Below are 21,314 nucleotides of genomic sequence, written 5' to 3' on the forward strand. Positions count from 1 at the left end.
TGGCCTGGCCTTCGATGGCGGTATCTATGCGAAGCCTGTCACTCAGGCCACTGTTCGGCGGGCTCGGCGCTGGCTAATCTCGGCGTTCGGGTCCCGATCGGGGCCACCGACCTCCGCCGTTTCGCACCATGGGCGCTTCGCGTCTCCGCCGTCCCGTCTCCGCCGTCCCGCACCTCCCCATTCTTCGAATCCCGAGGGCCCGTCGTGACCAAGTTCTTCCTGACGCTGCATGTGCTGGCCGCCATCCTCGCGGTCGGCCCGGTCACCGTCGCCGCCAGCATGTTCCCCGCGGCCCTGCGCCGCGCCCAGGCCGATCCGCGGGACCCGGCGGCCCTCGCCTCGCTGCGGCTGCTGCAACGCATCTGCTCGGTGTACGCGTTCGTCGGCGTAGCCGTCCCCATCACCGGCTTCGCGACCGCGAGCAGCCTGAACGTGCTCGGCAGCGCCTGGCTGATCGTCTCGATCGTTCTCACGGCCGCGGCGGCCGTGGTGCTCATCGTCCTCGTCCTGCCGCGCCAGGAGGCGGCGCTCGACGCGGTGGCGGGACGAGGCGGGGACGGCGACAGTACGCGCGGCCAACTGCCCGAAGGGACGGGCGTGGTGGCTGCGAAAGAGCGCACGAGCTCCCAACTCGCCATGTATACAGGCGTGTTCAACCTTCTCTGGGCCACCGTCACCGTCCTCATGATCATCCGACCCGGCTCCACGACCGGAGCCTGATCCGCCGCATGCCGTCTCCCGGAGCCGCGGACAGATCGCTGTTGACCCTTGAGGAGCCAAACCCCTAAGTTCGGTGAACGTGCGTTCACCAGCGCTTTCCTTACCACGGGGGTTCAGGAATGGTCCATGCACCACATGCACCACATGCTCCGCAGGCTTGTGACCCGGCCGCCCTGCCGCCCGACGCCGCCCTGTATGTGGAGCTGGCGCTCGACGACGCCGAGCGGGAGCGACTGCGCGCCGTCGTGCCGGGGCCGGTCTGGTTCGCCGAGCAGGACTCCGACTCCGCCGACGACGCACGCGTGCTGGCGGAGTCGCACATCGCCCTCGGCAACCCGAGAGCGGACCTGGTGGAGAAGGCGCCGCACCTGCGCTGGCTGCAACTCGCGTCCGTCGGCATCGACCGCTATGCGGGCCTCGACTGGCCGGTCCTCGGGCAGCGGCTCACCGTCACCAACCTCGGCGGGCTCTTCGCCGATCCGGTCGCGGAGACCTGCCTCGCGGGCATCCTCGCGCTCTACCGCGGCGTCGACGTCCTGGCCGGGCTGCGCGCGGGGGAGTCCTGGTCGAAGCTCGACGTACGGCCGGGCCTGCGGCTCCTGAGCGGCGCACGCGTCCTCATCCTGGGCCGGGGGTCCATCGCCCTGCGGCTCGCCGAACTCCTCGCGCCCTTCGGCTGTTCCGTCGCGCACTTCGCGCGGGGCGACGGCGACATCCGCACCCGCCGGGAACTCGACGCCAGGATCCCGGAGTTCGACGTCGTCGTGGGACTGCTGCCCGGCACGGACGACACCGCGGACCTCTTCGACCGGCGGCGCGTCGACCGGCTGCGCCCCGGCGCCGTCTTCGTGAACGCCGGACGCGGCACCCTGGCGGACGAGGACGCCCTGGTCGCCGCCCTCGCCTCCGGCCGGCTCGGCGGCGCCGTCCTCGACGTGACCCGCGAGGAGCCGCTGCCCGCCGGGCACCCGCTGTGGAGCTGTCCGAACGTGATCCTCACCCAGCACACCGCGGGCGGTTCACGCGACGAGACGCGACGGATCATCGACCTGTTCGCGGACAACTGGCGGCGGCTCACCGCCGGTGAGCCGCCGCGCAACGTCGTGCGGTGGTCCAAGGGGTACTAGCGCCTCAGCCGTGAAGCCGCATCAAGTCACGTCGGTCGAGGGGCGATGGTGGTCACAGGAAGTGGAAACCCGGCCGCGGGTGCATGAGGAAGTCGTGGTGCGAGATGTTCCAGGCGTACGCACCCGCCATCGCGAACACCACTCGGTCCCCGGCCCGCAGCCCAGGCACCGGAACCTGCCGGGACAGGACGTCCTTCGGGGTGCACAACTGCCCCGCGAACGTCACCCGATCCTGCCGCGCCTGTGACCGGGGCCAGGGGTGCGGCCACGGCTCGGCCGTCGGGAGGACGGTGCACGGCTGGTCGTGGCCCTTGGCCGCGGGAGTGCGCAGATGGTGGGTGCCGCCACGCACCACCGCGAACTCCTCGCCGTGGCTCCGCTTCACGTCCAGGACCTCGGTGGCGTACCAACCGCAGTACGCGGTCAGCGCCCGCCCCGGCTCGATACGGAGCGTCAGTCCAGGGTGCGCCGCGCAGAGCCGGGCGAGGCCGTCGCCGTACGCGGCCCAGTCGAAGAGCGCGCCCGGATCCGCGTAGTCCACGCTCATCCCGCCGCCGACGTTCACCTCCGCGAGGCGGACGCCGTGACGCCCGGCGAGCGCCTGCGACCAGGTCACGATGGACTCGGCGACGGCGAGCTGCCGCGGTGCGTCGAGCCCGCTCGCCAAATGGGCGTGCACGCCCAGCAGATGAAGCCCGGGGAGGCTGCCGTCGGTGAACAGGGAGAGTGCGCAGTCCGCCTCGGCGGGGTCGAGACCGAAGGGCGTGGGGCGCCCGCCCATCGTGAGGGAACTGCCCGCCAGGGACTCTGCGTTGAGATCCAGGTTGAAACGGAGCAGGACGCCGACCTGAGTGTGCGGCACCACGCGGGCGGCGATCGAGGCCAGCATCCGCAGTTCGTAGACACTCTCGACATGGAAGCGTGCCACGCCGAGCTCAAGGGCGGCCGTGATCTCGTCCGGCGTCTTGCCGGGACCGCCGAAGGCGAGCGGACGCCCCGTCACGGCCTTGGCCACATGGGCCAGTTCGCCGCCCGACGAGACCTCGTAGCCGTCGACGTGTGGGCTGAGCGCGGACAGGATCTCCGGCTCGGGATTGGCCTTGGCGGCGTAGTACAGCTCAACTTGCCGGGGAAGGGCGGCGCGCACCGCGGCGGCGTGGGTGTCCAGCGCCGACACGTCGTAGAGATAGGCGGGCAGCTCCTGCGAGGCGAGTCCGATGGCGCGCTCACGTACGGCGGTGGTGGGGGCGGTCATCCGGCGGCGCTCCAAGGTACGTCGGTACGGGCACCCAGGTCCCGTACGTGCTCGGCGAGCGGAAAGGGCGAGGTGAGACGGACATAGCCCGAGTCCCGGTCGGCCTTGCGCTCCCAGCGGGTGAGCAGATTGGCCTTGGCGGGCAGCGGCACCCCGGCGAGCAGGGCACTGAGCCGCGGCGGGCAGCCGTGCGTGAGCGCGAACTCCTGCAGGGTGGACCGGACCAGGGACCAGAGCGCGGGCTCGGCCTGCGGGTGGAGGTCGGCGAGGGCGGCGAGCAGCTCGGCGACGTGGTTCACCAGGAGGCAGTACACGACCCGGTCCCAGCCGCGCTGCGCGTCGTACGTCATCGGCCCCGCGACCTCGGGCGGGAGCTCGGCCAGGGTCCGGGCGTGACGCTCGGGGATCAGCTTGGTGCCTTCCAGGTCGCGGAAGAGCACCTGAGCGGGCATGCCGTCGTCGTCGACGCAGACGAGGACGTTCTGCAGATGCGGTTCGAGCACCAGGCCGTGGTCGAAGTACGCGGCGAGCACCGGCGGCAGCAGAAGCCGCAGATACGTCCGCCACCAGTCCAGCGCCCGCTGCGGACCCCCGCCCTGGAGAAGGCGGGAGATGTGTCCGGGGCCCGTCGGGTACTCGTCCGCGACGGCCGCGGCGAGCAGCGGCGTCGTACCGGGAAGGAGCCGTCCGGCCAGGCCTTCGCGGACGATGACGCCGAAGCCCTCCAGAAGGGCGAGGTCGGGACGCCCGTCGGCCCCCGCGAGCGCCAGGCTGCGGTAGGCGGGTTCGCGGAGCACCGCGCTGCCCGGGAAACGGGTGGCCAGGTCGTCCAGGGCGCCGTCGAGCGCGCGGGTGAGCGCGACGGCACCCGACAGCTCGTAACTTGCGTTCTTGCGCACGCAGTTGGTGATGCGGACGTTCAGGCTGAACTTCAGGAAGGTGTCGCCGTCGTACAGCGTGCGTACGGACGCGGTGGCCGCGAAGGGGGAGCCGCCGGGGCCCAGGTCGATGATGTCCTCCCGGTCAAGGGCTGCGCGCAGCCCCGGATGTCCCCGCAGCAGGTCGTACTGCCAGGGGTGCGCCGGCAGCAGCCGGTAGCCCGCGGGCACGGTCCCGAGGCGGTCCAGCGGCGCCGAGGCGCCCGGCCGAGCCGACTCCTCGGCGATGAGGTGGTCCCGTACGGCGAGATGGCGCAACGGAAAGGTGGCCGCGGCCTCGGGGGCGTACGCGGACCAGTCGGCCAGGTCGCCGCCACGAGCCTTGGGGGTGGGGTGGAAGCGGTGGCCGAAGAGCAGCGACTGCTCGGAGGCGAGGTAGTCCGCGAGCCGCTTCGGGACCGCCTTCGTCGACTTCCCCGCCGCTTGCGTTACGGTGGCCGCCCCCGTGGCGGGCGCCGCTCGGGCGGCGGTGAGCGCGGCGCTGACGCCTTCATGACTGGAGGTGATCTGCTCCAGGAACTCCTCGTTGCTCACGCCTGTACGCAGCGAGAGTTCGGCGTGGGTGTACTCGGCGAGGCGAGACCAGTCCACCTCCCCCCAGGTGCCGTCCCGCTGCTCGGTCACAGGACCGGTGAAGCGGTGGGCGCCGAGGAGGGACGTGCGGCGCAGCGCGACGCGCAGGAGGACCCCGCGGCGCGGCAGCCGCAGCAGGAGATCGCCGTCGACGACGGCGGTCTGGTGCTCGGGGCCCGAGACCTCGCGCAGCAGACAGTTGAGGAGAGTGTGCGTCACCGCTTGGTCCGCGCTGGGCAGACGGGTGGGCGCGGCCCCGGCGACGAGGGCGGCGGACCGGACCTGTGTCGCGGGCAGGGCGGGTGTTGCGGACGGGGCGGCGAACGTGCCGGTCGGCAAGGACATCAACGGCTCCAGCGGATGCGGGGCGAGCGGCGGAACAAGGCGGGAAGAGTGGCTGCGGCCAAGGCGAGAAGGGCGGTCGCGGTGCCGGTCAGGAGGGGTGCGGGCGGGCCGAGGAGGCTGTTGCCGGCCGCTGCCGCGAGACCGGCGGCGACCGCGCCCCCTTTGGAGACGAGCTCCAGCGTGCCGAACATGCCGCCGGGGGGTCTGCCGTGGGCGCACTCGGCGGCCAGCACGGACAGGCTGACGAGGCCGAGCGTGAGGCCGGCGCCGAGCAGCAGCCGCACGCCGGCGAAGGCGGCGAGCGAATCGGCGGCGCCATGCCCGGCGAGACCGGACGCGACCAGAGCGAACCCGGCGGCGATCCCCTTCAGGGGGCGGCGCTCGACGACCTGGTGCACCCGCAGCGCGAAGAGGAGGTAGCACAGGTGCGGCAGGGCGAACAGCGCGCCGGACACGACCGGCGAGACGCCGGGTATTCGGTCCTCGATCAGTGCGATCAGGTAGGGGAAGGAGACGACGGTGGAGAAGACGAAGGCGAACTCGAAGGCGTAGAGCGCCCTGAGTGGGGCGAGCGGTGGGGCGAGCGGTGGGGCGAGCGGTCCTGCGGCCTCCGGAACCTCGGCCACGTCGGCGTGGGGCGGCTCCGCCGTGGGCTCCGGGAGCGCGGCGAGCATCACCGCCGCCGCCAGCGGCAGGACGGCCAGCAGCGCGTACTGGCGGTGCGGCGAGATCCAGGGGGTGAGCGAGCCGACGACGATGGGTGCGAGGACGAGCGCCGCCCGCGCCGCACCCTGCATCAGGGTGAGGGCCCTGGAGAGGCCCGAGCCGGTGAGCGCGGCGGCGAGGTAGCCGTTGGACGCGGCGAACGTGCCGCCGAGGACGCCTTGCAACACCAGGGCCGTGACGAACGCTGCGAGGGAATCGGCCCACCCGGCGACCAAGAAGGAGACCGCGAGGCCGAGTTGGGCCCGCAGGAGCAGCCGTTTTCGGCCGAAGCGGTCGGCGGCGCGGCCCCACAGGGGCGCGCCGAGCGCGCCGAAGGCCGTCGGGACGACGTACAGGAGCCCGGCCCAGCGGGCGCTCGCGTCGCCGAGCTCCGGGAGGATCTCCGTGAGATACGGGGGCAGTCCGAGGGCGGCGAAGGACGCGACGAAATAGCAGGCGGCAACGGCGTGCACCTGGCGACGGCCGAATCCCGCACCCACGGTCGGACCCTCCGTGAGCGTGTGCGCGGATGATGTGGCGGCCATCACGAACCGCCCCCGAGGCACAGGTAGTTGGGGCCTGTCGTGTAGTGCTTGTTGATGTCGGCGGCTCCGGAGCGCTCCTTGGAGAGGAGGGTGCCCGCGGTGACCATCGCCTTGACGGGCAGTTCCGCCGCGTCCAGGACGTGGGTCCGCAAGAGGGCGGCCGGTTCACCGGGTCCGAGCCTTTCGACGGCCTCTGTGAGCCGCTCGCGCACGAGCCGGAGCAGGTGCTCCAGCGGCCCGCGACCTTGCCGGGCGAGTCCGAAGGCGTAGGCACCGGCGCAGAGGTGGAGGGTGATGGTGGTGAACACGTCGAGCACGGGCAGATCGCCGTCGACGTATATCCGGACGTCGTCGAACGCAGTTGGCTCCGGCGCCTGTTGTCCCATGACGTCACGCAGCCGGGCGAGGTTGACGCGCGGCCCGTCGTTGTCCTTGAAGAGCAGCCGTAGGCGGGTGCGGAGGCCCGTACTCCCGTCCGCGGGGTGGTGGTCCATCACCAGCGAGATGTTCTGCTGATGCGACTCCAGGGCGATTCCGTAGGCGAAGAGGGTGGTCTGCCAGTCGAAGAGGAGCGTGAGCGCGGCGTCCAGGAGGGCGAGAGGATCACCGCCGTAGAAGCGGTCGGCGAGGTGGTCGATCAGCAGCCGCTCTCCGCCCGGGGCCGGGCACAGGAGCGCGGCCATCGGTACGACCGCGGCGCTGTCCAGGCCGGCGGGGTAGCGGCGCGACAGTACGGCGAGGATCTCGTGCCGGGCGTGGGCGAAGCGGGTCTCGTCCGCGTGCAGGACGACACCCTTGAACCGGGCCTCGCGGTCGATGACGGCTTCGATGAGCCGCTGGCCGGCCGCGCCGTCGGTGAGGGTGCCTGGTTTGATGGTGCGCCGGTTGCGCAGGCCCAGGGTGGAGGTGGCGAGCGGCAGTTTGAGGTGCTGCGTGGGGTCGGAGGCGAGGGCGACGGTACGCATCGACAGGGTCGGCACGACATCGGGTCCGGGTCCGGAGAGAAGCCGGGCCCGCGTGTCGAGTCCCGCTGCCCGCAGGGCGTCACGCAAGGTCCCGTCAGCGGTCAAGGGGTGCACCGGCAGCACGAGGTGGCTCCCTTCGAGTTCGGGCACGCCCGCGGCACGAGGCGAGAGCCAGACGTCGGTGCCGCCGACCACGGTGACGGCCTCGCGCGGCAGGGCGATCTGCCGTAGCGCGAAGGTGGGGTGGAACTCCGGGGCGTACGCGCGCAGTTGGGCGGGACGGAGCCCGGAGCGTCCGCGGGAGGTCGGATACACGGGGTGATCCGCGCGCGCGGCGAGCGTGTCGTGGCCGAGACCGCCGCCGAGCCCGGCCCAGGCACCGGGGTCCGCGCCGTACCGCCCGACGAGCAGGGCGCCCACCTCATCCCTGGTCCGGGCATGCGTCCGCACGGTGTCGAGCGCCTGCTCACACTCGGCGGCGAACGCGTCGAACCCGCCGCGGTCGACGGGGTCGGCGAGGTCGCGCAGCACGGCCAGGATGCTGCCCGCGTCGGTCAACTCGCCCCCGTCGGCCTCTCGCCGGAGCAGGGGGAGCCGGGCGGCGTAGGTGGCTTGATAGCCGTCCGCCTGGACGGGCATGAGCAGGGCGTCCGCCTGGACGGGCGTGAGCAGGGCGTCCGCATCTTCTGTGCGAGCACTGCCCGGCGCGTCCGGCAGCGCCGCGGCAGGCGTGTCGCCCCCGCCGCTGCCGACCGCGTCCGCGCTGAGCCGTGGCGCCGGGACTCGGGCGGCGGCAGCCTCTTCCGAGGCGCTCCGTCCCGCCGTCGGCAGCCTCAGCCACAAGCCGTCCGGGTGCCGTACCGCCCTGCTTCGGGTGCGCCACCCCAGTACGTCCTCACGCAGGAGCGCGCTCAGTACGCGCAACAGGAGCTCGGCCTCGGCGTCGGCACCGGTCGCGGGCGGCCCGCCGGGCAGTGGCGTCATGGCGTGATCTCCCAGTGGTGTGCGGCGAGGAAGTCGGCCACGGTTCGGTCGACGGCTGCCTGATCGGTGCCGGTGGCGCGTACCACGCCGAGGAAGTCACGGTTCGTGCCGTGGAGTTCGTGGTGTTCGCCGACTTCGCGCAGGGGGCGGTACGTGAGGCGCACCCCGCCCGAGGTCACCTCGGTCGCGCCCGGCGCGGCCGTCAGTGTTCCCGCGCGCTGTGCGCACGGATAGTCGAGCCTTGCCCGGCCGTCCGTCCGCGCTCCCAGGTCCGCGGGGAGCGATTCGCCCATGTGCGTACGGAGGATGCGCTCGAAGAGCGGTATGTCCAAGAGCTGCGCGAGGAGCAGATCGCACTGGTCCCCGATGGCGCGGTAGTTGACCTCGATGAGCCGCGCCTGCCCCTGCGACACCACGAACTCCGTGTGGCACACCCCGAACCCCACGCCGAGCACGTCCAGTTGGTCCAAAACCTGAGTCACCACCGGCGCCGGATGCGCCGGGACGAACGTCATCCGTTCCTCTATGAAGTACGGCGGCGGTGACACCTCCGTACGGAAGCCGCCCAGGACGTGCCGCACGCGGCCGTCGCCGAGCGTCTCCAGGGTGTGCAACTCCCCGGCCAGATACTCCTCGACGATCAGCGCCGCCCCCGGACGCCGCTCCCGTATCTCCGCGCACCGCCGCTCCAGCTGCCCCGGCCCCTCGACCAGCACCACGTCCTCGCTCGCTACACCCTCCCGCGGCTTGACCACGCAGGGGAACGGCACGTCGAGGACCCGGAGGCGGGCCGGTTCCTGGTGCGCGGGCAGTTCCGCCGACCAGACCGCATCGGCCCCCGCAGCCGCGAGATGGCGCCGCATCTGTGCCTTGTCCTTGGTGCGCAGCGCCACCCGCCAGTCCTTGCCGGGCAGCCCGAAGTACTCGGCCGCCAGGGCCGCTTGCGTCTGCAGGTGGTCGCTGTTGGTGAAGACCGCGTCGGGGGTGTGGTGGGCGGAGATCCGGCTGATGACGGCGCGGAAATCTCGTACGTCGCACCCCAGGATCTCCGGGGCGTCGGGCCTCTCTCGCAGACGATGGGCGTCCGGCTGGTCGGTGAGGAGGGTGACGTCGAGCCCGAGCCTGCGCGCGGCGGGCAGGAAGCCTTCGGTGACCGAGTCGGTGGGGTTGCGGGCCAGGACGTACAGCCGCATGTGTGGGACCACTTCCGGGTGCGAGCGGAGGTGCATTGTGTGCACGAGGGAGGGGGGAGGGGCGGGCGGTCGAACGGCCCGCCGACCTCACGCGCGTCTACTTCGCCGGCAGGTCGACGTCCGTCGCCTTGGCCACGTCCTCGAGCACGTGCTCCGCGGCCTGGACGCCGATGCCCGACATCCACGTCTCGTCCGGGACCGTGAAGACCTTGTTTTTCTTGACGGCCGACAGGTCCTTCCAGACGGGGTTGGACGTGACGTCCTTCTGCTGGGTCTTGTCGGGAGCGTCGGCGACGGTCACGAAGATCAGGTCGGCGTCGGCCTTGTCGATCTGCTCGGGGCTGACGTCCAGCATCGTCTTCTCGGGGTCGGACGCGTTCTGCGACGCCGGGCGCGTCAGGCCGATGTCGTCGAGGACGATGCCGCTGTAGGCGGACTTCTGGTAGAGGCGGGTCGGGCCCGCGACGAAGCGGACGACCGAGGCCGACGGCATCTTCCCGTCGTACTTCGCCTTGATGGACTCGCCCAGGGCCTTGGCGCGCGTCTCGTAGCTCTTGAGCGCCGTCTCGGCCCGGCTCTCCATGCCGAGGGCCTTGGCGTGGACCTTCAGGTTCTCCTTCCAGGGTGCGCCCGTGGTCTCGGTGAAGACGGTCGGCGCGATGCCCTTGAGCTTGTCGTAGACCTTCTCGTGCCGGACCTTGGAGGAGAGGATCAGGTCGGGCTTGAGGGAGGCGATCAGTTCCAGGTTCGGCTCCTCCATCGGGCCGACGTCCTGCACCCCGCCGATCTTGTCCTTGAGGTACGAGGGGAAGCCGCCCGCGGTCTTGAAGTGCGGGGAGACCGCGCCGACCGGCTTGACGCCGAGCAGGGTGACGTCGTCCAGCTCGCCGGTGTCGAGGACGACGACCTTCTGCGGCCGTGCGGGGATCTCCGTGCTGCCCATGGCGTGCTCGAGGGTGCGCGGGAAACCGGTGTCGGCGGCGGAGTCGGCCTTGCCCTTGTCGTCCTCCTGGGAGTCACCGCACGCGGCGAGCGCTCCGGTGCCGAGGACGACGGTGAGCAGGACGGCACTGAACCTGCGGGGAACGCTGGTGAGGGTCATGAGGGCTGGATTCCCTTGCTGCGAGCGGACGTGGGGGAGGCGAGAGCGGATGTGACGCCGGGACGAACCGACGGGAACGAACAGACGGGGAGGATCAGACGGGAACGATCAGGCGGGGACAGCCGGATCGCCCGTGGCGCGGCGGGCGGTTCTGCCCTTGGGCACGACCAGCGGGGTGCCGGTCTCCGGATCGGGGACGACCCGGCAGTCGACGTCGAACACGTCCTTGACGAGCCGGGCGTCGAGTACGTCGGCGGGCGCCCCGGCCGCGGCGAGCCGCCCGTCCTTGAGGACGACGAGATGGTCCGCGTACCGGGCGGCCTGCCCGAGATCGTGCAGCACCATCACCACGGTGCGGCCCGCCTCGGCGTGCAGATCGGCGACCAGGTCGAGTACGTCGAGCTGGTGCCGCAGATCGAGGAAGGTGGTCGGCTCGTCCAGGAGCAGCAGTTCGGTGTCCTGGGCGAGCGCGAGGGCGATCCAGGCGCGCTGACGCTGGCCGCCGGAGAGCTGGTCCACGCTCCGGTCGCGCAGCTCCGTCGTGCCGGTGCGTTCCAACGCCTCGTCCACCGCGGCCTGGTCGGACTTGGACCAGGGGCTGAGGAAGGTCTGGTGGGGGTAGCGGCCCAGGCGTACGAGGGCTTCGACCGTGATGGCCTCGGGCGTCACCGGCTGTTGCGGCAGCAGGCCCATCCGCCGGGCGAGGGCACGCGCGGACATCCGGTGGATGTCGGCGCCGTCCAGGGCGACGCTTCCGCCGGAGGGAGCGAGCAGCCGTGTCAGGCCGCGCAGCAGCGTGGACTTGCCGCAGGCGTTCGGGCCGACGATGGCGGTCACCGCGCCGCCGGGCAGGGTCACGTCGAGGCCGCCGACCACGACCTTGTCGCCGTAGCGCAAGTCGAGGCCGTGCGTGGAGAGTTGATTGGCGGCGGGTGCGGGGGCGGGCGTCCGCGCGGACGTCTGTGGGGGGCTCATGCGGTACTCCGGTTGACTGGCCTGCTCTGTCGGATCATCAGCACGAGGAGCCAGGGAGCGCCGAGCGTCGCGGTGACCACCCCGACGGGGAGCCCCGACACCGGGAGCAGATGCTGCACCACCAGGTCGGACGTGAGCAGCAGTACCGCGCCCGCCAGGCCGGTGAGCGCCAGTGTCCCCGGCGTCGGCGGCCCCGCGACGAACCGCACCAGATGCGGTACGGCGAGTGCCACGAACGCGACGGGCCCGGTGAGCGCCGCGGCGAGCGAGGCCAGCACGACGGCGGTGACGAGGAGTTGGAGGCGGGCGGCCGACGGGTTCAGGCCGAGCCCGCCCGCCGACTCGTCACCCAGGTCCAGTACGGCGAGCCGCCGTTGGAGCCCGAACGCGGCCACGAGCGCGAGCGCCACCGCGCCTGAGGCGGCCCAGACTTCCGTCCAGGTCCGCCCGTAGAGCGAGCCGGTGGTCCACTGGAGCGCGGAGCCCGCGAGTTCGGCGGGGAAGCGTACGACCATGAGGTTCACGGCGGCTGCGAGACCTGCCTGGACGGCGAGCCCGACGAGCACGAGCCGGGTGACGGTGAGCCCCGAGCGCCACCCGAACAACCCGAGCAGCAGCGCGGCCAGGAGACCGCCGCCCAGTGCGGCGAGCGGGATGAGCGTCTGGGAGGCGCCGGTGGCGAGCAGTGTGACGGCTCCGAAGGAGGCGCCGCCCGTCACACCCATCACGTCGGGTGAGGCGAGCGGATTGCGGAACACCCGCTGCAGCAGCGACCCCGCGACCCCGAGCCCGACCCCGGCGACGACCGCGGCGATCACCCGGGGTGCCCGGAAGTCCTGCACCACCAGGACGTCCGCCGGGTCACCGAATCCGACAAGGCCACGCAGCGCGACGGACGCGGACAGCGGCATCTGACCCATCGTCAGGGCGAGGGCGACGAGAGCGAGGAGGGCGGCGAGTCCACAGCAGGCGAGCAGCGCGAGGCGCCGCGGCCGGCGGGCGCGTGCCCTGGCCGGTGCAGGCTTGTCCTCCCGTAGGGCGAGGGCGGTCATCGAGCCACCTTCCGGGCCAGGACCGCCAGCAGCGGCGCACCGAGGAAGGCGCTGACGATGCCGACCTCCAGCTCGGAGGGGCGCAGGGCGACGCGCCCGACGACGTCGGCGGCCAGGAGCAGCAGCGGCCCGGCGATCAGACAGCCCGGCACGAGCAGCCGGTGGTCGGAGCCGACCGCGAGCCGCACCAGGTGCGGGGCGGCGAGTCCGATGAAGGCGACGGGCCCGGCGACCGCCACCGCCGAGCCCGCCAGCAATACGACCGCGATGCCCCCGGCCACGCGGATCCTGACCACGGGTACGCCGAGCGCCTGCGCGGAATCGTCGCCCAGCGCCAGGGCGTTGAGCGCCGGCGAGATCGCGAGGGCGAGGACAAGACCGACGACGAGCGTGGGGAGGACCGGCCAGAGCGCGTCGAGCGTGCGCCCGGACAGGGAACCGGCCAGCCAGAAGCGGGCCTCGTCCAGGGTACGTTCGCTGGCGAGCATCACGGCCTGGGTCCAGGAAAGCAACACCATCTGGAGTACGACTCCGCCGAGCGCGAGCCGTACCGGATCGAGGTCGCCCGCGCGCCGGGCAAGGAGCTGGGCGAGCATCCCGGCCGCCGCGGCGCCGAAGAAGGCGAACCACAAGTACTCGACGGGCCGCGTGAGATGGAGGGCGTAGATCGCGACGACGACCGCGAACCCGGCGCCCGCGTTGATGCCGAGCGTGGTCGGTGAGGCGAGCGGGTTGCGTGTGATGCCCTGGGCGACGGCTCCGGCCACGCCGAGGGCCGCGCCCACGGCGAGTGCGACGACGGTGCGCGGAAGGCGAAGCCCCGTGACCACGATCGCGTCCCGCCCGTGGGCGTCACCGAAGAGCGCTTCGGCCACGGTGGAGAGCGGTACCGGACGTGAACCGAGGGCCAGGCTCAGCGTGGCGCACAAGGTCAACGCGCCGATTCCGGCGAGGAGTAGAGGCATCCACCGCGCGGAGAGGCTGTCCGGCGGAACGGCCCGAGCGATCTTGGACACGGGGTGAGAGTTTAGGTTAGGTATACCTAACGATGTCAACTCGCTGTGAGGGGCGGATCACGCACGATGGCCGGGTCGGCGGCGCGCCGGTCGCGATGCGGCAAGTTGAAGAGAAATAAGGTAAGCCTTACCTAGTTCACGGTGGCGGGACCGCCGTCGGACGACCGATGGACCCTGCCTTCCAAGGAGTACGAGTGCCGCTCACCGTGGCCCCGGACCTGGCGCCCGACGCCACTGCCCTGAGCCCCGCCGCCCTGCTCGCCGGGACCTGGCGGCGTCTCGCCGCGCACTGCGACACGCTCGCCGTCACGGTGGCGCGACCCGGCTCGACGCCGGGCCAAGGGTGGTTGAGCGGCGCCGAACTGACGTCACATCAAGACGCCATGGAAGCCTTCGTCGCGGCGGAAACCGCACGCATCCGCGCCGGTCACGACCACACCCCGCGCCCGGACGTCGCCGCCTCCCGCGCCCTGCACGGCTACCTCTGGTCCGTCTCCCTGCTGATGAGTGGCGCCTGGCACCTGGAGCGGCGTGTGCCGCGCATCCGCCCGCAGGACGTGCGCGTCCACCTGGAATCCGGCGCCTTCGAGATCGTCCCCGGCTCCTTCGCCTGCTCTCCGGACGACCCGGCGGCCGGTCTGCCCGGGGTGGATGTCCTCGCCGACGAAGAGTCGCTGCGCATCGAACTCCGCACCGTCGTCGTGGCGCACATGCGTCCGCTGCTCGCGGCGATCGGGCCGCGACTGCGGCGCGGGCAACGGGCGTTGTGGGGCATGGCGGGGGACGATCTCATCTCCGGGATCTGGTACCTGGGACGCATGCTCGGCCAGGAGGACGAGGCGCTGCGGGCGGTGGATGCCCTGCTCCCCGGCCCCGTCGAACCCTTCCCCGGCGGCGCGGCCTTCCGCGATCTGACGACCCGTGACGGCGCACGGCACCCGACCCGTACCCGTCTCGGCTGCTGCCTCTACTACACGGTCCCCGCCGCCGAGGCGTGCGGCACCTGCCCGCGCGTCCGCGACGCGGAACGGCTGCGGCGGCTGGAGGCGGACGTCACCCGGTGAAACCGTGATAGGCAGTCTGGCGTAGCCCCTCGCTCGCGCCAGGAGACACCCATGGCCTTCCAGGTTCCCGTCATCGACATCACGCCGTACGTCGAAGACGGCGGCTCGGCGGCCCAACGCGCCCGTGTGACACGGAAGATGGACGACGCCTGCGCTCGCGTCGGCTTCATGCAGATCCTCGGTCACGGCGTCCCCGACGAGACGGTGGACGGTCTGGCCGCAGCCATGGACGGTTTCTTCGGGCTGCCCCTGGAGACGAGGAAGGCCTACCGTGTGAGCGGGGCGAACCGCGGCTACAGCCCGCCCAAGAGCGAATCCCTCAGCCTGAGCCTCGGCGTGGAGTCCGCCGACCGCATGAACGACTTCTTCGAGGCGTTCAACATCGGCACCGAAGCCCGCTCGTTCCCCGGCCTCGACCTGTCCGAGGACGACTACGGGCTCAACGTCTGGCCCGCGGAGGTCGAGGGCTTCGAACTGGCCGTGCTGAACTACTTCGCCGAGGCCGGCCGCGTGGCCCGTACCTTGACCCGCGTCTTCGCGGACGCGCTGGGGGAGCCGTCCGGCTTCTTCGAGTCGCTGACCGATCACTCCATCGACGTACTGCGCATGAACAACTACGCCCTTCCGGAAGGCGCTGTCACCCTCGACGGTGACCTGACGGGGATGGGTGAGCACACCGACTTCGGTCTTGTCACCGTGTTGTGGGCGGACCAGGTCGCCGGGCTCCAGGTGCTCGGCACCGACGGGGCCTGGCACGATGTGTCCCCCGTCGACGGCGCGCTCCTGGTCAACCTCGGCGACCTCACCGCCCGGCTCACCAACGACCGCTGGATGTCCACCCTGCACCGCGTGAAGCCGCCGATGGTCGACGGTGGCATCGTCCGGCGCCGGTCCGCCGCCTACTTCCACGACGGCAACGTCGACGCGGTCATCTCCACCCTGCCGAGCCACCTCGACGCCTCCGACGAACTCGCCTACGAACCGATCCTCGTACGCGACCACATCAAGGCGAAGCTCGCGGGGTCCCGGCAGGGCAAGGCGAACGCGGCTGCCGTACGCGAGGCCGCTCGGGTGCGCGCGGCCGCGGGGCGGGAGGCCGAGAAGGGCCGCCCCGCGGCCGACTCCGGTCCGCTCACGCCTCGTCGAGGGAGGCGCGGATCGCCTCCAGGGCCTCGGTGATGTGCGCTTCGGCCGCCGCCTTGTCGATGCCGAGCCCGGCGAGCGTGCCCGTGCCGCCCTCCGCCTCCAGGAGCGAGAGGAGGATGTGCTCGGTCCCGATGTAGTTGTGACCGAGCCGCAGCGCCTCGCGGTAGGTGAGTTCGAGGACCTTCTTCGCCCCGGCGTCGTACGGGATGAGGTCGGGCACCTCGCCGACCGCGGGCGGCAGCGCTTCGGTGACGCTCTCGCGCATCGCGTCGAGTGAAATCCCCTGCGCCACAAGCGTCTTCGCGGCCAGCGCGTCCGGGTCGGTCAGGAGCGCGAGCGTCAGATGGCCGGGGTCGATCTCGTCGTTCCCCGCGGCACGGGCCTCCTCCTGCGAGGTCATGACCACGTTCTTCGCGCGGGGCGTGAACCGGCTGAAGCCCTGCCGGGGGTCCAGGTCCGACATCTCACCGGGATCCTTGGAGACGAACCGCTTCTGGGCCGCCTGCCGGGTGACGCCCATGCTCTTGCCGATCTCCGTCCACGAGGCGCCCGAGCGGCGCGCCTGATCCACGAAGTGGCCGATCAGATGGTCGGCGACATCGCCGAGGTGATCGGCGGCGATCACGGCGTCGGAGAGCTGTTCGAGGGCGGCTTCGGGGTGGGCTTTCTTGATGGCCTGGATCAGATCGTCCAGACGAATGGGGTGAGTGGGTTGCGTCATGTGTCAACCGTAGGTTGACAGTGGAGAGTGCGTCAACCCTTGGTTGACACTGGTTCGGCTACTCCGTCCAGGGGGAGTTCTGGATGACCTCGACGAAGTCGCCGCGGGTGTAGCCGGGGACGAAGTGCTCCAGGACGTCGGCCTTCACGTTTCCGAAGGTGGTCTCCGGCTTGGGCGCGATGCCCTCGGTGAACGCCTCCAGGATCCGCCGCTTGAAATCCGGACGCGGATGCAGCGCCGTGATCTCGGCACGGTCGTCGGCGGTCAGGTCGTCGTAACCGATGCCCAGGACGTCGTACTCCACCCCGGCCGTGACCAGCGCGACCTCCGGCTCCATGAACTCGGGGATGCCCGGGGTCGTGTGCAGGGCGATGGCGGTCCACACCCGGCGCACGCTGTCCTCCGGAACGCCGTGACCGTGCAGGAAGCGGCGGGCCTCCTCGGCGCTGTCCACCTCGAAGCGGCGGCCGCTGTCGCGGAACCGCTCGCCCAGGCCCAGGTCGTGGAACATCGCGCCGATGTAGAGCAGCTCGGGATCGAAGCTCAGCCCCCGCCGGGCGCCCTGGAGACTGCCGAACCAGAAGACGCGGCGCGAGTGGTGGTAGATCAGCTCGCTCGCCGTGTCCCGCACCAGTTCGGTCGCGGCGGCGGCCAGCTTGGTGTCCGGCACGGACACGCCCGCGGCGGAGGCTGCGGAGGCGGAAGGTACGTGAGCGGCCATGGTGTGGCTCCTGTCGTCGTCAAGAAGGGGGCGGGCTGCGACCCCTGTCGGCTTCTGGAATCAGCCTGCGCGTTCCGCACACCTCAAGGCCATGTCCATCAGGACAGGTACCCCACACATCTGGACACGCCCCGGCGCTACGGTGTCCCCGTGCCCGAACGACATGGCGGACCCCGCCCCCACCACGTCCACGTCCTCGCCTTCGACGGCGTGCGCCTCCTCGACGTCGCGGCCCCCTTGGAAGTGTTCGCCACCGCGAGCCGCTACACCGGAGGCCGCTACACCGTGCGGGTCTGTACCCCCGACGGCCAGGACGTCAGGACCTCCACCGGGCTGCGGATCGCGGCGGACCTTCCGGCGTCCGAGGCGGGCGGCGCGGACACCCTCGTCGTGCCGGGTCACGCCGAGCACGTGACGTTCGCCGAACGGCCCGATCTCGTCGGGCTCGTGTCCCGACTGGCGAGCGGGGCAGGGCGGGTGGCCGCCGTGTGCACCGGAGCCTTCGCCCTCGCGGCGGCAGGGCTCCTGCGCGACCGCAGGGCGACGACGCACTGGGAGCACGCGGCGAAACTGTCCCGGCTGTATCCCGACACCACCGTCACGGCGGATGCCATCTACGTCCAGGACGGCCCCGTCCTCACCTCGGCCGGGGTCACCGCGGGCATCGACGTCTGCCTGGCTCTCGTGGAGCAGGACCACGGCCCGGACATCGCGCGGCGGGTCGCCCGTGACCTCGTGGTCTTCCTCCAACGACCCGGCGGACAGTCCCAGTTCTCAGCCGCCTCGCGCACCCCTGCGACCAGTCATCCGGTGCTGCGCCCGCTTCTCGACGCCATCGCCGCCGACCCGGCGGCCGACCACCGGCTCGCGACCCTGGCCGGGCGGGCCGCCGTGAGCCCCCGGCACCTGACCCGCCTCTTCACGCGGCAGCTCGGCGCCACTCCGGCCGTGTACGTGGAGTCGCTGAGGCTGGAGGCCGCCCGGATGCTCCTCGAACGCGGGGTGAGCGTCACCGAGGCGGCCGGGCGCAGCGGCCTGGGCAGTGACGAGACACTGCGCCGCGCCTTCGCCCGTCACCTGGGGACGACGCCGTCCGCGTACGCGGCGCGCTTCCGTACGACCAGGGTCGAGGTGAATCCGGCGGTCCGGGCCCAGGCTTAGGGGGGCTTCGCGGGAGCAGCGCCGGGGTGCGGTCAGCGGTGTGCCCGCCAAGCGCCGGGCGTGCGGCCGAAGGCCCGGCGGAAGACGTCGATGAAGGCGCTGCTCGACGCCCAGCCGCAGCGGTGCGCGACCACGGTGACCGGGGTGTCGTCGGCCAGCAGACACAGGGCGTGGTGCAGGCGCAGCTGGGTGCGCCACTGCGGGAAACTCATGCCGAGTTCGGCTCGGCAGAGCCTGGTCAGGGTGCGGTCGCTGACGCCGGTCGCGGTGCCGAGCTGCGCCAGGGTCCGTGGATCGGCCGGGTCGTCGCGGAGGATGGCGCACACCGCGATCAGGCGCGGATCACGGGCGGCCGGTACGTGGACGGGCTGCTGGGTCGAGTGGCGGAGCTGGTCGAGCAGGACGGTCCGCAGGCGGCGGCGCTCGGCGGTACGGCCGACGGGCGGTTCGGTCCGGCCGGTGTACGCGATGATCAACTCGCGCAGCAGTGGGGCGACTTCGAGCACGGCGGGCCGGTCCAGGCACAGCGGGTTGTCCGTCACCGGCAGGCCCACCAGATGGAGGTCCGTGTCGCCGTACGCGCGATGCTCGTGGACGGTTCCCGCCGGGATCCAGATGGCCCGCGTCGCGGGGGCGACCCAGCTCCCCGCGTCGGTGGTCACCGACAGGACGCCGCGGCCCGCGTACACGATCTGGTGCTCGTCGTGACGGTGCGCGTCGACCTCCGCGCCCGCGCGGAGGGGGAGGAGGCCGGTGGTGGCACGCGGAGAGTGGCGGATCGCAGACACGGACACCGCGGCGTCAGCCGTCTGCCGGGACGCGGTCAAGCGTTGCCGAGCCCGCCACTCCCCAGGTCCGCTTCCCGCCGGGAAGTCCCTGCTCACCGGCTCGGCCGAGGTGGATGAGGCCGGTGGCCCGGAGCACGGCCCGGAAGACCCGGGGCACGGTCCGTGCGCGTGAGCTCGGCCACCAACTCGCCCCGCAGGCACAACAGTTGCCCGCCCCAGCCGGTGACCGTTCCGTGCGGGTCGAGACCCGCGAGGTTCGGATGCTGCTCCTGGAGCAGTGAACGGACCAGCGCCTCATCGATCCCTGCGACGTCACCCATGTGCGGAGAACCCACTCCTCGAGGCGCTGATAGTTGGCGTATGAATATACTCTCCGTCGCCCCGGCCCTGCGCGCGCGCCGCCCACCGCTCGGCCCGCCGCACCGCCGGCCCCATCGCGAGGCCCGCCCCGAGGAAGATCCCGCCGAGGAGCAGCCAGCCCGGTACGCCCCACACGACCAGAAGCGACGTGAGCAGGAGCGGGCCGAGCGTACGGGCGACCGGGACTCCTGTGCCGAAGAAGCCCTGATACTGGCCCACTTGGTGCGCGGGCGCCAGGTCGAAGCTGATCTGCCAGGACCCCGCGGACTGCTGCATCTCCGCGATGACCTGGAGCACCGCCCCCGCCACCAGGACCGCCACCGTCACCCACACCGGAAGCCCCGCGGCCGAGACGGCGAAGACCGCGCACGCTGCGAGCATGACGAGACCGGAGCGCCGCACCGCACGTGTGGCCGTGCGCGGCCCGTCGACGTTCCGGGCCACGCGGACCTGGAAGGCCATCACCGCGAGGGTGTTGAGGACGAAGAGCGCGGAGACCAGCCAGCTCGGCGCGTTCGTCCGGTCCACCACCCACAGTGGAATCGCGAGACTCAGCAGCGGCATCCGCAGCAGCAGGACCGCGTTGAGCGCGGTGACGACGGCGTACGGCCGGTCGCGGAGCACGGCCAGGCGGGGCTCACCTTTCCCGCGCGCCACGGATCGCGGCACCGCGGGCAGCCGGAGCAGCACCAGCGCGCAGAGCAGGAAGCTGACCGCGTCCAGCGCGAAGACCGCCAGGTACGCCCCGCGCGTGTCGTGCTGGAGGGCGAGCCCGCCGAGGGCCGCGCCGACGGCGAGACCGGCGTTGAGCGTCGACTGGAGGTGGGCCAGGACGCCCGTACGCGCCGCCGGCGTGACGAGACCCGCGAGCAGCGCCTGCCGGGCGGCGGCGAGCCCGCACTGGGCGACGGCGTAGAGGCAGGCCGCGAGGAGGAACGGGACGAAGGAGCGGATGAAGAGGAAGGAGGCGACCGACGCGCTGGTGGCGAGGGTGAGCAGCACGGCCGTGCCGCGCGGCCCCTTGCGGTCGGCGAGCGCGCCCAGCGGCACCCCCGTCACGGAGCCGATGGCCCACGCGACGGTGAGCGCCAGCCCTATCTGGGTGGGGGAGAGGCCGACGACACGGGTGAAGTAGAGGGCCGAGGTCACGTAGTAGGCGCCGTCACCGAGCGAGTTGCTCAGCTGGGCGGCGGCGAGCACGCGTGGCGCTCCGGTCGGCGGCAGGATCGGCATCGGCGCAACGCTCCCTGGACAGGCGGCCGTTTGATGCAGCGAGGCTAGCCAGCCGAATGGTCCGCGTCGTGGACCATTTACGCGTCGTGAGCATGGGCCAATTCCGAGCCGTCAGACCGGCCGACGCACCATGAAGACGTCGATCGGGTCTTCGTCCTCGACGCTGAAACCGTGGCGCTCGTAGAGGCGTCGTGCCGCGCTGCCCCGCAGGACGTTCAGGCGGACGAGCGCGCCGTCCGCGTCGGTCCGGGCGAGCAGCCGTCTCAGCACGGCCGACCCCAGGCCCATGCCCTGCAGAGCCGGATCGAGGTAGAAGTGCTCGAGCCACAGGGCGTCCTCGGCCGGTCGCAGGGCGACGCAACCCGCGAAGGCGCCACCGGCGACGATGACCGAGGTGTACGAGGCTGAGAAGGCGTCCCGCAGTCTCTGGCGCACCCGATGCTCGTCGAAACGGCCGAGCCGCTCCAGATCCGGGCGCATCACCCGCGCGCGCAGCTCGGCCATGGGCTCGACGTCGCTGGGCTCCGCGGCCCGCAGCGCCCCCCCCCGGGGGGGGGGGGGGGGGGGGGCGAGGAGCGGTACGGGATGGAATGGGCGTGGTTCCACACGCCAAGGCGGGGGGGCC

Annotated in this window: 20 protein-coding genes; 6 read left to right on the top strand and 14 right to left on the bottom strand. The window is 72.0% G+C overall.

Going from position 1 to position 21,314, the window contains the following annotated elements; translation table 11 throughout:
* Nucleotides 1-204 precede the first annotated feature (204 nt).
* Both AB0I94_RS20525 and AB0I94_RS20530 read left to right on the top strand, forming a co-directional pair.
* On the top strand, nucleotides 205-720 hold the full coding sequence (locus tag AB0I94_RS20525; protein WP_363310999.1) for a hypothetical protein: 516 nt from the start codon (nucleotides 205-207) through the stop codon (nucleotides 718-720).
* Nucleotides 721-839: 119 nt separating this feature from the next.
* Nucleotides 840-1,847 carry a D-2-hydroxyacid dehydrogenase gene (locus AB0I94_RS20530; protein WP_363311000.1) on the top strand — a complete coding sequence of 336 codons (1,008 nt, stop codon included), beginning with the start codon at nucleotides 840-842 and terminating at the stop codon, nucleotides 1,845-1,847.
* Nucleotides 1,848-1,899: 52 nt separating this feature from the next.
* Here AB0I94_RS20530 and AB0I94_RS20535 read toward each other — a convergent pair whose 3' ends face one another.
* The 9 genes from AB0I94_RS20535 to AB0I94_RS20575 form a co-directional block, all read right to left on the bottom strand.
* Nucleotides 1,900-3,102, bottom strand: a complete 1,203-nt coding sequence (locus AB0I94_RS20535; RefSeq protein WP_363311001.1) for a type III PLP-dependent enzyme — start codon at nucleotides 3,100-3,102, stop codon at nucleotides 1,900-1,902.
* Nucleotides 3,099-4,958 (bottom strand): IucA/IucC family protein, encoded by a 1,860-nt coding sequence (locus AB0I94_RS20540; protein ID WP_363311002.1) that lies wholly within the window; start codon nucleotides 4,956-4,958, stop codon nucleotides 3,099-3,101. The genes AB0I94_RS20535 and AB0I94_RS20540 overlap by 4 nt, the downstream gene beginning before the upstream one ends.
* Nucleotides 4,958-6,208, bottom strand: coding sequence for an MFS transporter (locus AB0I94_RS20545; protein ID WP_363311003.1), 1,251 nt, complete (start codon nucleotides 6,206-6,208; stop codon nucleotides 4,958-4,960). Before AB0I94_RS20545 ends, AB0I94_RS20540 begins: the two co-directional genes overlap by 1 nt.
* The gene (locus AB0I94_RS20550) at nucleotides 6,208-8,157 is read right to left on the bottom strand and encodes an IucA/IucC family siderophore biosynthesis protein (protein ID WP_363311004.1); all 1,950 of its coding nucleotides are present in this window, start codon (nucleotides 8,155-8,157) and stop codon (nucleotides 6,208-6,210) included. Before AB0I94_RS20550 ends, AB0I94_RS20545 begins: the two co-directional genes overlap by 1 nt.
* Nucleotides 8,154-9,350, bottom strand: coding sequence for an ATP-grasp domain-containing protein (locus AB0I94_RS20555; protein ID WP_363311005.1), 1,197 nt, complete (start codon nucleotides 9,348-9,350; stop codon nucleotides 8,154-8,156). Before AB0I94_RS20555 ends, AB0I94_RS20550 begins: the two co-directional genes overlap by 4 nt.
* A 97-nt stretch (nucleotides 9,351-9,447) precedes the next feature.
* Nucleotides 9,448-10,452, bottom strand: a complete 1,005-nt coding sequence (locus tag AB0I94_RS20560; protein ID WP_363311006.1) for an iron-siderophore ABC transporter substrate-binding protein — start codon at nucleotides 10,450-10,452, stop codon at nucleotides 9,448-9,450.
* Nucleotides 10,453-10,560: 108 nt separating this feature from the next.
* On the bottom strand, nucleotides 10,561-11,427 hold the full coding sequence (locus tag AB0I94_RS20565) for an ABC transporter ATP-binding protein (protein WP_363311007.1): 867 nt from the start codon (nucleotides 11,425-11,427) through the stop codon (nucleotides 10,561-10,563).
* Nucleotides 11,424-12,479, bottom strand: a complete 1,056-nt coding sequence (locus AB0I94_RS20570) for an iron ABC transporter permease (protein WP_363311008.1) — start codon at nucleotides 12,477-12,479, stop codon at nucleotides 11,424-11,426. The genes AB0I94_RS20565 and AB0I94_RS20570 overlap by 4 nt, the downstream gene beginning before the upstream one ends.
* A complete protein-coding gene (locus AB0I94_RS20575; RefSeq protein WP_363311037.1) occupies nucleotides 12,476-13,444 on the bottom strand; it encodes an iron ABC transporter permease in 969 nt (322 codons plus the stop codon). Before AB0I94_RS20575 ends, AB0I94_RS20570 begins: the two co-directional genes overlap by 4 nt.
* A gap of 245 nt (nucleotides 13,445-13,689) precedes the next feature.
* Here AB0I94_RS20575 and AB0I94_RS20580 point away from each other — a divergent pair, with 245 nt between their 5' ends.
* Both AB0I94_RS20580 and AB0I94_RS20585 read left to right on the top strand, forming a co-directional pair.
* Nucleotides 13,690-14,559, top strand: a complete 870-nt coding sequence (locus tag AB0I94_RS20580) for a (2Fe-2S)-binding protein (RefSeq protein ID WP_363311009.1) — start codon at nucleotides 13,690-13,692, stop codon at nucleotides 14,557-14,559.
* Nucleotides 14,560-14,610: 51 nt separating this feature from the next.
* Complete coding sequence (locus AB0I94_RS20585) at nucleotides 14,611-15,738, top strand: 2-oxoglutarate and iron-dependent oxygenase domain-containing protein (RefSeq protein WP_363311010.1); 1,128 nt, start codon at nucleotides 14,611-14,613, stop codon at nucleotides 15,736-15,738.
* On the opposite strand, the gene AB0I94_RS20590 is transcribed toward AB0I94_RS20585, so the two are convergent.
* Both AB0I94_RS20590 and AB0I94_RS20595 read right to left on the bottom strand, forming a co-directional pair.
* The gene (locus AB0I94_RS20590) at nucleotides 15,692-16,426 is read right to left on the bottom strand and encodes a Clp protease N-terminal domain-containing protein (protein WP_363311011.1); all 735 of its coding nucleotides are present in this window, start codon (nucleotides 16,424-16,426) and stop codon (nucleotides 15,692-15,694) included. The two genes, AB0I94_RS20585 and AB0I94_RS20590, sit on opposite strands and share 47 nt — an antisense overlap.
* A gap of 58 nt (nucleotides 16,427-16,484) precedes the next feature.
* Entirely contained in the window at nucleotides 16,485-17,147 is a 663-nt protein-coding gene (locus AB0I94_RS20595; RefSeq protein ID WP_363311012.1) for an HD domain-containing protein, read from the bottom strand.
* A 150-nt stretch (nucleotides 17,148-17,297) separates the two neighbouring features.
* Here AB0I94_RS20595 and AB0I94_RS20600 point away from each other — a divergent pair, with 150 nt between their 5' ends.
* Nucleotides 17,298-18,308 (top strand): DJ-1/PfpI family protein, encoded by a 1,011-nt coding sequence (locus tag AB0I94_RS20600; protein WP_363311013.1) that lies wholly within the window; start codon nucleotides 17,298-17,300, stop codon nucleotides 18,306-18,308.
* Nucleotides 18,309-18,340: 32 nt separating this feature from the next.
* On the opposite strand, the gene AB0I94_RS20605 is transcribed toward AB0I94_RS20600, so the two are convergent.
* The gene (locus AB0I94_RS20605) at nucleotides 18,341-19,087 is read right to left on the bottom strand and encodes a helix-turn-helix transcriptional regulator (RefSeq protein WP_363311038.1); all 747 of its coding nucleotides are present in this window, start codon (nucleotides 19,085-19,087) and stop codon (nucleotides 18,341-18,343) included.
* Between the two features lie 131 nt (nucleotides 19,088-19,218).
* Between AB0I94_RS20605 and AB0I94_RS20610 the strand changes: the two genes are divergently transcribed.
* A complete protein-coding gene (locus AB0I94_RS20610; protein WP_363311014.1) occupies nucleotides 19,219-19,377 on the top strand; it encodes a hypothetical protein in 159 nt (52 codons plus the stop codon).
* A gap of 31 nt (nucleotides 19,378-19,408) precedes the next feature.
* Here AB0I94_RS20610 and AB0I94_RS20615 read toward each other — a convergent pair whose 3' ends face one another.
* Both AB0I94_RS20615 and AB0I94_RS20620 read right to left on the bottom strand, forming a co-directional pair.
* On the bottom strand, nucleotides 19,409-20,689 hold the full coding sequence (locus AB0I94_RS20615) for an MFS transporter (RefSeq protein WP_363311015.1): 1,281 nt from the start codon (nucleotides 20,687-20,689) through the stop codon (nucleotides 19,409-19,411).
* Between the two features lie 111 nt (nucleotides 20,690-20,800).
* Nucleotides 20,801-21,193, bottom strand: a complete 393-nt coding sequence (locus AB0I94_RS20620; RefSeq protein WP_363311016.1) for a GNAT family N-acetyltransferase — start codon at nucleotides 21,191-21,193, stop codon at nucleotides 20,801-20,803.
* Nucleotides 21,194-21,314 lie beyond the last annotated feature (121 nt).

It is taken from the genome of Streptomyces sp. NPDC050147, from assembly GCF_040660195.1.
GTDB lineage: Bacteria > Actinomycetota > Actinomycetes > Streptomycetales > Streptomycetaceae > Streptomyces.